Source organism: Variovorax sp. P1_H12_2 (assembly GCF_056405335.1).
The window spans coordinates 1-3002 of record NZ_JBFUCI010000589.1; the positions used below are offsets into that span (position 1 = coordinate 1).

Consider the following 3002-nt stretch of genomic DNA (forward strand, 5'->3'; position numbering starts at 1 on the left):
GTCCCGGCGGTGGTGGCGGCCCCGGTGGTGGCGGCGGCTCCGGCGGTGGCTCGGGCGGCGGCAGTGGTGGCTCGGGCGGCGGCGGTGGTGGCTCGGGCGGCGGCAGTGGTGCCGGCGGCGGTTCAGGCCGATGATCACAGCCGCGCGTCAACATGCCCGAAGGAGGTCAACATGTCTACCGACAATGCGATTGCCGTCTGGCCCGAGAGCGCTTCGCAGGCTGACGCTTATGTGCAGGTGGGGGACGTCGTCAGCCTGATGCTGAATCGCAAGGGTGTGGCGTTCGGCACCTGCGAGTTCTGCCAGACCGTGAACCATGGCGGGGCCTTGCGTTGTCGCACCTGCGGCGGCACCCTGACATCGAGTCACGAGGAAGAAGACGCCGCCGCCCCGGTCGACCGGCCTGAACAGGCCACCCCTCGCGAACGCCGCGAGTTGTCCGATGCACGTGCGCTGTGCAGCGCACTCCGGCTGGTGTTGGTGCCCTCGCTGCTGCTGTTCACGGCCTTCGCCTCATGGCATCAGATCCGCACCGCGGCCAAGCCGCCGCAGACGAGCGCCACCGTCACCCTGCAAGGATCGCCGAACGCGTGGTCTCAGCCAGCCAACGGTCTCGCCGCGCGCGACCGCCACACGATGGGGCGCGCGGCGTCGAGCCCTTCGCGGCTCCAGCCGATCGCCCATGAATCCAGCGAATCAAAAGCCGGGGCCGCGCTCCCGACGACATCGAAATCACCATCGAGCCGTCCGAAGCCGATCTCCTCGACCTCCAGCAGTCGCGGCGAGCGCGATTCCCTGGCGGCCTGCAGCGGGCGGCACTTCATCGCGCGTGCCGTCTGCGTCAACACCCAGTGTGCAGAGCCCGGGATGGGACAGCTGCCGCAGTGCAAGGAGGCATTGAGGCAGCGACGAATCGATGAGTCGCGCCGGAATCCGACACTGATGGGATGACCACGCCTGGCCATCGGGCGCAACTTCGAGGCCACGGGCCGGTGATCCAGAAGCTGGTGCAGGTGTCGGGGGCGAAGGTGGATTGAGCGGCGGCCGGACGGCGAGCGATGCGCTGGCTGGCCAGTGTTCAGCGAACATCCGCGTCGAACCAGCTGTTGCGCCTCCATGACATCGATGTCCCGCCGGAGCCAGCACAATCGCACCCCTTCGGCGACACCGTCACTGCGTCGGCGTGGAAGAAGAAGCCCAGCTGGAGCGCCACGATCTGGGGCGCCAGACCAGCGTCTGCGGTCAGTCGTGCAGGCTCTTCGCGATCAGCTCTCGCAGCATCGACAGCGCGGGCGCGTCCGTACGCCCCGCGAGTGTGATCAGCCCGAAATGCGCGCGGGTCGCTATCGCGGGCCTCACAGGCAGTTCCACCAGGTCCGGCGCGGCCGCGCGGATCGCGAACAGAACCGCGTCGCTATCGCGCACCACCTCGACCAGACTCGACAGTTCGTTGCAGCGCAAGCTCACGCACTCGTCGGGATGCCCCTGCGGACCGTAGGCGACGACCATCTCGCGCACCACTTCGTCGCCCAGCGGAGTCGAGGCGATCGGGTACTCGCGCACGGCATCGAAGCCGATCGCGCCGCGCTTGCGCGCGAGCGGGTGGCCACGCCGGCACATGAAGGCTCCTCGCATCTCGGCCACTGCCTCGACACGCAGGTCCGTCGCCGGCCGGAACGCGCGCATCTCGTGCACCACGGCATCGAGTTGCCGGTTGCGAAGCGCCTGCACGAGCCGGTCTCCGTCGCCGCGAAGGATGTCGACGCGGATCGACGCGCCGCGCTGCGCCATGTCCGTCATCAGCCGCTTGGTCAGCAGTGCTCCCGGCCCCGCGCCGAGGCCGACGCGCAGCGTGCCGGTGCGGCCGCCGAGCTTGCGTCCGCCGGACGCCGCGAGTTCGTCGGCGTCGAACACGAGCTGACGGGCCCGCTGCAGCACCTCGCGCCCGAAATGAGTGAGCTCGCTGCGCCGCCCCACGCGTTCGAACAGCCTCCGGCCCAGTTCCTCCTCGAGTGCCTGGATGCTGCGGCTCAGCGCCGGCTGCGTGAGGAAGAGTGCCTCGGCCGAGCGCGTGAAGGAGGCGGTCTCGGCCAGCGAGATCAGGTGCCGCAGTTGGACCAGTGTCATCGCCGAAGCCGTTGGGTTGCCATGAGATCAAATTATGGCAAAGCGAAAAACAATGCATTGGACTTTGGATCGGCAACCCCCTAGATTGCGGGTGCCGTACTTCGAGGCCGCATTCGGGCGCTCGAACCCGCACGGCGCCCAACAATCACGATCACCGAGACGTCCGATGCCCCTGCCATCCTTTCGCCAGCTTTCCCTTTCCATCCTTGTCGCGAGCGCCGTTGCGCCGGCCGCCTTCGCGCAGACGCCCACGCCGCGCATCGCCGCGCTCGTCGACGGCATGTACCCGCAACTCGATGCGATCTACAAGGACATCCACGCCAATCCCGAGTTGAGCTTCAAGGAGACTCGCACGGCCGCCAAGCTCGCAGCAGAAATGCGCGACATCGGCTTCGAAGTGACCGAGAAGGTTGGCCGCACCGGCATCGTCGCGATCTACAAGAACGGCCCGGGACCCACGGTACTCGTGCGTACGGAGCTCGACGCACTGCCCATGGAGGAAAAGACCGGTCTCCCCTACGCCAGCAAAGTCAAGGCCGATTGGAATGGCCGCGAGACCTTTGTCGCGCACAGTTGCGGGCATGACATCCACATGGCAAGTTGGATCGGGACCGCACGAACACTCGTTGCGCTCAAGGACCAGTGGAAGGGCACGTTGATGTTCATCGGCCAGCCGGCCGAGGAAGCGGGTGGCGGCGCCAAGGCCATGCTGGCCGACGGCCTGTTCAAGCGCTTCCCCAGGCCCGACTTCGCTTTCGCTTTGCACACGAACCCGTCGCCCTACGGTTTCGTGGGATACCGCGTCGGTGCCATTACCTCTGCTGCCGATGGTCTCGAAATCACGTTCAAGGGACGTGGTGGACATGGGTCGGCGC

The 3002-nt window shown here is 67.3% G+C and carries 2 protein-coding genes and 1 pseudogene; 2 read left to right on the forward strand and 1 reads right to left on the reverse strand.

Features of this window, described 5'->3' with window-relative positions; translation table 11 throughout:
- Positions 1-951: pseudogene (locus tag AC1D2K_RS32790) on the forward strand (hypothetical protein); the annotation flags it as partial.
- A gap of 291 nt (positions 952-1242) precedes the next feature.
- On the opposite strand, the gene AC1D2K_RS32795 reads toward AC1D2K_RS32790, so the two are convergent.
- Positions 1243-2127, reverse strand: coding sequence for a LysR family transcriptional regulator (locus AC1D2K_RS32795; RefSeq protein WP_478094369.1), 885 nt, complete (start codon positions 2125-2127; stop codon positions 1243-1245).
- 166 nt (positions 2128-2293) lie between these two features.
- Here AC1D2K_RS32795 and AC1D2K_RS32800 point away from each other — a divergent pair.
- Positions 2294-3002: amidohydrolase (locus AC1D2K_RS32800; RefSeq protein WP_478094371.1), on the forward strand; the 709-nt coding region annotated here is incomplete at its 3' end.

Excerpts from the sequence above, each read along its gene's own strand:
- AC1D2K_RS32795 (WP_478094369.1), bottom strand. The coding sequence starts at position 2,127 with ATGACACTGGTCCAACTGCGGCACCTGATCTCGCTGGCCGAGACCGCC.